Source organism: Cumulibacter manganitolerans (genome assembly GCF_009602465.1).
In the GTDB taxonomy this organism is placed as follows: domain Bacteria; phylum Actinomycetota; class Actinomycetes; order Mycobacteriales; family Antricoccaceae; genus Cumulibacter; species Cumulibacter manganitolerans.
This window is the reverse complement of record NZ_WBKP01000093.1, coordinates 1-6276: the sequence shown is the minus strand read 5'-3', so window position 1 is coordinate 6276 and position 6276 is coordinate 1. Positions and strand designations below refer to the sequence as shown.

Sequence of the window (6276 nt, the reverse complement as noted above, 5' to 3'; positions counted from 1 at the left end):
GGCATCGGAAAGGCATCGGGAGCCGCGGCGGCGGGGGCCGCCGGAGCGCCGGGGGCGCCACCCACCGACGACGGGTCCAGCGTCTTCACGACGGCGTCCTTCGGCCCCTGGTACACCGCGCCGGTGCTCATCGAGAGGAACGCGCGGTCGAAGGCGGCCGACATCGGGTCGAGGATCTCCGATCGGGACCGCTGCGAGTAGTGCTCGAGGTTCGCCGACAGCCGGTCCTTGCCCCCGAAGGCCTCCTTGGTGTCCTCCCACAGCTCACCGAGGCTGGCGTTGGCGTTCTCCTGCTCACGGATGTCGTCGGAGCGGCCCTTGTACTCGCGCCACAGCTCGGCCATCGCGGTGCGCTTGTCTCGGATGACCGGGTAGAGCGTGTCGCGAAGGACGACGCCGTTGGCGTGCGCCTTGCCGGCCCAGTCGTCGAGGACCGAGGTCAGCAGCCCGACCTTGAGGAGGAAGGCCTCCTTCGCAGCGCCCTCCCAGCTGCCCGACAGGGTGATGCCGCGCCGGCGGATGGCCTCGGCGCCCCCGCCGAGGGCGGTTCCGATCCGCACCCAGGCGTCCCCCGCGCTCTTGATCGTCTCGGGCTCCTCACGGGAGATCGCCACGTAGTGCGTGTTGATGTCCGCGTAGTAGAGGTCGTGGTTGGCCGGCTGGGGGTCGGGTGCCGCACCGGGTGGCGGGTAGTAGCTGCCGGACGGCACTCCCGGGTAGTGAGCGTCGGGGTCCGGCGCCCCGAAGTTGTTGCCTGCCATCGGGCATCAGCCGCCGGGCGACGGCTCGGGCGAGGGAGTCGCGGCGGTGGTCGGGGCGGAGTCTCGGGAGGTGGACGGCGATGCGGCCGGGTAGGACGACGTCGCGGTCATCGCCGGGGACGGGGCGGGCGCCGGACCGGCGGTCGGCGACGGGCTCGAGGCGCTCGCCGGGTAGCCGGGTGCCATCGTGCCCACGGGCGCGGGCGTCGGCGACGGAGCGGGCCGCGGGCTGGGCGCCTGCGGCGCGCCCGGCACGCTTGCGCCGACCGGTGTACCGATCGGCGCCTGATACTCGTCGTACTCCGAGTGCCCGCCGTTCTGCGCGTCGTGCTGGTCGTCGCCCTGATGCGCCCGCACCAGATCCTGGGCGCCCGCGGCCGTGTAGGGGTTGGCGGCGACGCACATGTTCGCCGGCGGGGCGGTCGGCGGCGTCGGGGTGCTCGATCCCGCGATCGACGTCCGGGTGGCCTCGTCGAGGATGTCGTGCTCGGTCTGTGCGCCGCGCCGTCGGGCGTCCCGCTCGGCCTGGGCCCGCTGCCTGCCCAGGGTGGTGTCTCCCGCGGTGGGCGTGAACGCAGCGTCGACCGCGCGCATCTGGGACGCCGAGTCGCTGTCGCTGGACTGGTAGATCGCGGCTGCGGAGGCGGCCCCGGTGCTCACCGCCTGCAGGCCGTAGGAGACGTCGTTCAGGAACGCGCCGGTGGCGGTGAGCATGCTCGCGTTCCAGGTGCCGAGGGTCGCGCCGGACGGCAGCCCGCTCAGCCCGACCTTCATGCCGAGCTTGCCGAGCTCGTGCGTGAGGGTGGTCAGGTGCGGCGCGAAGTCGTCCACGGTGCCGGTCGAGAAGTCCAGCAGGGCCTTGGTCTCGACCTTGATGCCGGGGAAATCGAAGCCAGTCACGCCGCGCTCCTTCGTCTCGACAACCGGTTGCTCGCGCATCGCCGAATCTGGGACGCGGCGCGCGCGGCCCTCGTTCCAACGTACCGAGCGCCCTCGGACCGGTCAGCGGTGCTCGAGGATGTTCACCTGCCGTTTCGGCGCGGCTCACGCACCGATCACAGGTCGGCCGGGGGCTTCCAGGCGATCTGGACGAGCCGGGTGCCCTCGCGCCGGGTGACGTAGTAGCCGCGCCCGGGCGGCAGCACCTGGGGGCGCACGGTACCGACCAGGGCACCCTCGTCACGCGAGCCCGACAGCACGATGCCCGGCGCCGCCAGGTCGCGCATGCGTTGCAGCAGCGCCTCGTACTGGGCGCGCCCGGCCCCGCCGGAGCGGCGCGTCACCGTCAGGTGCAGGCCGATGTCGCGCGCCTGCGCCATGAAGTCGACCAGCGGCTGCAGCGGCGGCGGACTGCCTGCGGCGGCGAGGTCGACGTCGTCGACGAGGAAGAACAGCTCGGGCCCGGTCCACCAGCTTCGGTTGCGCAGCTGCTCCGGGGTCACGTCCGAGCCCGGCAGCCGGTTGCGCAGCGTCTTCGCCAGCTGCACGCTCATCGCCGCGGCGTGGTCGGGCGTCGTGCCGTAGGCGAGCAGGTAGCTCGGCGGCACCTCACCGAGCAGCGATCGGCGCGGGTCGACGATGATGATCTTCGCCTGGTCCGGGGAGTACCGCTCCATGATCCGGTGTGCCAGGACGCGCAGCAGGTTCGACTTCCCGGACTCGCTGTCGCCGTACACGACCATCAGCGGCTCGCTGTCCGCATCGAGGTAGACCGGGCCGAGGTCGAGCTCGGAGATGCCGAGCGCGAGCCCGCGGTCCCGGTCGGGGCGCACCTGGTCGTGGCGCACCTCGCGCGGCAGCAGCCGGACCGCGGGCGCGCCCGGTCGTGGCCACGCATCGCGGATCCGGGCGACCAGATCCGCGACGCCGTCCGGCAGGCTCTCGACGTCCTGGACGCCGTCGATCCGGGGGATCGCCGTCAGCATGTGCAGCAGGTCCGGGGTCAGCCCGCGGCCGGGCTTGTCGTCGGGCACGTTCATCGCCACCCGGCGACCGAGCACCGAGTCGCCCGGGTCGCCCAGCCGCAGCTCGTACTTGGTGCCGAACATGTCGCGCAGCGCCAGCCGCAGGTCCATCCAGCGGGACGCCGAGCCGATGAGGTGGATGCCGTAGGACAGCCCTCGGGTGCCGAGGTCGTTCAGCACCGGCTCGATCGGCTCGAAGTCGTTGCGGATCGTCTGCCAGCCGTCGACGACGAGGAACACGTCGCCGTAGGGGTCGTCCGGCAGCTCGCCGCGGGCCTTGGCGCGCCGGTAGGCGGCCATGTTCTCGATGCCGTGCTGCGCGAACAGCGTCTCGCGCTGCTCCAGCAGCTGGCTGAGCTCGGCGATCGTGCGGCGGACGGCGTTGGTGTCGCGCCGGCCGGCGACCGAGCCGACGTGCGGCAGGTCCCGCAGCGCGCCGAGGCCGCCGCCGCCGAAGTCGAAGCAGTAGAACTGCACCTCCCGCGGCGAGTGGGTGAGCGCCAGCCCGCAGACCACGGAGCGCAGGAAGGTGGACTTGCCGGACTGCGGCGCGCCGACCACCATCAGGTGGCCACCGGCACCGGAGAGGTCGATCTGCATCGTCTCGCGGCGCTGCTCGAAGGGCTTGTCGATGACGCCGACGTTCGCCTTCAGCGTGCCGCGCAGCTCGGATCCGGCGGCGGTGAGGCCGAGCTCGGGGTCGACCGACAGCCCCGGCAGGAGCTGATCGAGGGTCGGTGGCTCGGCGAGCGGCGGCAGCCACACCTGATGCGCCTCGGGCCCGCGGCCCTCGAGCCGGTCCACGACGATGTCGAGCAGGCTTTCGCCGACGCCCTCGTCCGGGTCCGCGGCGACCGCGTCGTCGGCGGGCTTCACCTCGATCGGCGGCGCGTGGTACAGCGTGTCGTACGGCAGGATCGAGACCCCGTCGGTGCGCGGGTCGCCGGCGGACCCGCCGTCCTTCTTGCGCTTGTACATGCCGGACACGTACGCCGCCCGGAATCGCTCGAGCGGGTCGGTGCCGAACTTGATGTAGCCGTGCCCCGGGGCGCGCGGCAGCTCGAAGGCGTCCGGCGCGCCGATGACGACGCGCGACTCGGACGCCGAGTTGGTGCGCAGCGACACCCGGTAGGACAGGTGCGTGTCGAGCCCGCGCAACCGGCCCTCCTCCAGGCGCTGGGACGCCAGCAGCAGGTGGACGCCGAGCGAACGGCCGACGCGGCCGATCTGCACGAACATGTCGATGAAGTCCGGCTTGGCCGACAGCAGCTCGGAGAACTCGTCGCACACGATCAGCAGGCTGGGCATCGGATCGAGGGGTGCGCCGGCGAGGCGCGCCTTCTCGTAGTCCCGCAGGCTGGAGAACTTGCCGGCCGTGCGCAGCAGCTCCTGGCGGCGCAGCAGCTCGCCGTTGATGGCATCGACCATCCGGTCGACCAACGGCAGCTCGTCCGACAGGTTGGTGATCACCGCCGAGGTGTGCGGTAGCCGCTCGAGCTTGGTGAACGTGGCGCCGCCCTTGAAGTCGACGAGCACGAAGTTGAGGGTCTCCGGGCTGTGCGTGATCGCGAGCGCGAGCACCAGCGTGCGCAGCAGCTCGGACTTGCCCGAGCCGGTGGCCCCGATCAGCAGGCCGTGCGGGCCCATGCCGTCCTGCGCCGACTCCTTGATGTCCAGCTCGACCGGTCGCCCGTCGGGGCCGATGCCGATCGGCACCCGCAGCTGGTCGCGGTTCGCGCGCGGCCCCCAGCCGCGTCCGGGGTCGTAACGGTATGGGTCACCGACGTCCAGCAGCTCGCCGAGACCCATCGCCGTGCTCATGGCCTTCTCGCCTACGGCGCCGATGGACATCCGCAGCGGCGCGAGCTGCCGCGCGAGCGCCTCGACCTCCGGGAGGGCGAGCGAGTCGGCGATGCCCAGCGCGGACTCGACGTCGTCGGTGCGGCTGCGCAGCGCGCGGTCCTCGGCCACGTCGAGCACGAGCATGGAGCTCTCCAGCAGCCGCGGCGGCGGGCTGGACAGGTCGATGACGGTGACGCCCTCGAGCCCGGAGTCGGCCATCAGGTGGCTGGAGCCGGCGACGTCGCCGCCGTCGACGACCACCACCAGATGCGGTCCCGGCACCTGGACCTGCGGGCCCGCGGGGTTGAACCGCGGCCGCGTGCTCAGCACGTCGTCGAGCATCGCCTCGATCGAGGGCATGTTGGGCGCCACGAGCCGCAGGTTGCCGGCGGCGTCCTCGCGCTCGGGATGGAAGCCGTGCGGCAGCCACTTGACCCACTCCCAGTGCGCTCGCTCCGCGGGCCCGGCGCAGATCGCCACCATCATGTCGTCCGGCGAGTGGTGGACGGCGGTCTGCGCGAGCAACGCGCGCAGCATCGACCGCGCGGCGCTCGCGTCACCGGTCAGGTAGACGCGGCTGAACCCGCCGAGCGCCATGGCGACCGGCAGACCCGGCACGTTGGCGTAGGTGTTCACGAACCTGCGCAGCGCGGCGGCGCAGACCGGCTCGAGCTCGTCCAGCGGCTTGGTCTGCGGCGTGATCAACGGCGTCGCCAGCTGCTGCGGGCCGAGGCCGATCCGGACCGCACCGAAGTCGGCGTCGTCGCGGCGCCGTTCCCACAACCGGTAGCTGGCCGCCGTCACCAGCAGCTGGTCCGGCTCGGGGTGGCGGTAGAACATCGCCGTCGCCTGCCGCCGGATCGTCTTCTTCACGTTGCTGCGGTGCGAGGCGAGGTGGCGCAGGTACTCCCGACGCTGCGCGGTGCGCTCCCGCTTGCTCGCGCCGCCGGCGTTCTGCAGCAGACCCACCCCGATCATGCCGATCGCGGACAGCCCGAAGAGACCGCCGAGCACGTATCCCATCGGTCCGGAGCTGCCGTTGCGGCTGTACATCAACGCCATCGCGCCGGCGCCGGCGAGCATCGGCAGCATCATCATCAGCTGCGACCAGTTCTTGCCGGAGTCGCGCGGGACCTCGGGCGGCGGGTCGATGACGACCTCTCCGGCCGGAAGCTCGGGGGCCTCACGTCGCGGCTGGCGGCGGACGATGAACGTGCCCAAGCGTGAATCTCCTTCGAGTGCTAACGGATCTCGTCCGCGGTTCGAGGGTGCCGTTATGGTAGCCACGTCAGCCCGGACACCTCACCGCTTGGGAGCCTCGTGACCCGCGCAGTTTCAGACGGCCTAGCCCGGATCACGGTAGCCGCACCGCAGCGCCGGATCGACATCGCGCTCCCCGAGGACGTCCCGGTCGCCGAGCTGATGGCCTCCCTGGTGCGCGCGGCCGGCGAGTCCGCGGCCGACGACGCACAGCAGACCGGCGGCTGGATCCTGCACCGCGCCGACGGCGCACCGATCGAGCTGTCGCGCACGCTGGGTGACCAGCAGGTGCGGGACGGCGAGGTGCTGCACATGGTCGGCCGGTTCACCGAGTGGCCCGAGCTGGACTACGACGACGTCGTCGACGCGATCGCCACCGGCGCCCGCCGGTCGGCGCGGCCGTGGTCCGGCGCCCGCACGCGCCGCGCCGGGACCGCGCTCGGCGCGGC

The 6276-nt window shown here is 72.5% G+C and carries 4 protein-coding genes; 1 reads left to right on the top strand and 3 read right to left on the bottom strand.

The window, feature by feature from the left end:
• The 3 genes from F8A92_RS18010 to eccCa form a co-directional block, all read right to left on the bottom strand.
• The coding region (locus F8A92_RS18010; RefSeq protein ID WP_153506562.1) for a hypothetical protein at positions 1-761 on the bottom strand (761 nt) is incomplete at its 3' end.
• Between the two features lie 6 nt (positions 762-767).
• A complete protein-coding gene (locus F8A92_RS19250) occupies positions 768-1661 on the bottom strand; it encodes a hypothetical protein (RefSeq protein WP_153506561.1) in 894 nt (297 codons plus the stop codon).
• Positions 1662-1816: 155 nt separating this feature from the next.
• Positions 1817-5788: a type VII secretion protein EccCa gene (gene eccCa / locus F8A92_RS18000; RefSeq protein ID WP_153506560.1), complete on the bottom strand. Its 3972-nt coding sequence runs from the start codon at positions 5786-5788 to the stop codon at positions 1817-1819.
• A gap of 99 nt (positions 5789-5887) precedes the next feature.
• Here eccCa and F8A92_RS17995 point away from each other — a divergent pair.
• Positions 5888-6276 (top strand): EsaB/YukD family protein (locus F8A92_RS17995; RefSeq protein WP_194291583.1); only part of this gene is annotated, 389 nt, incomplete at its 3' end.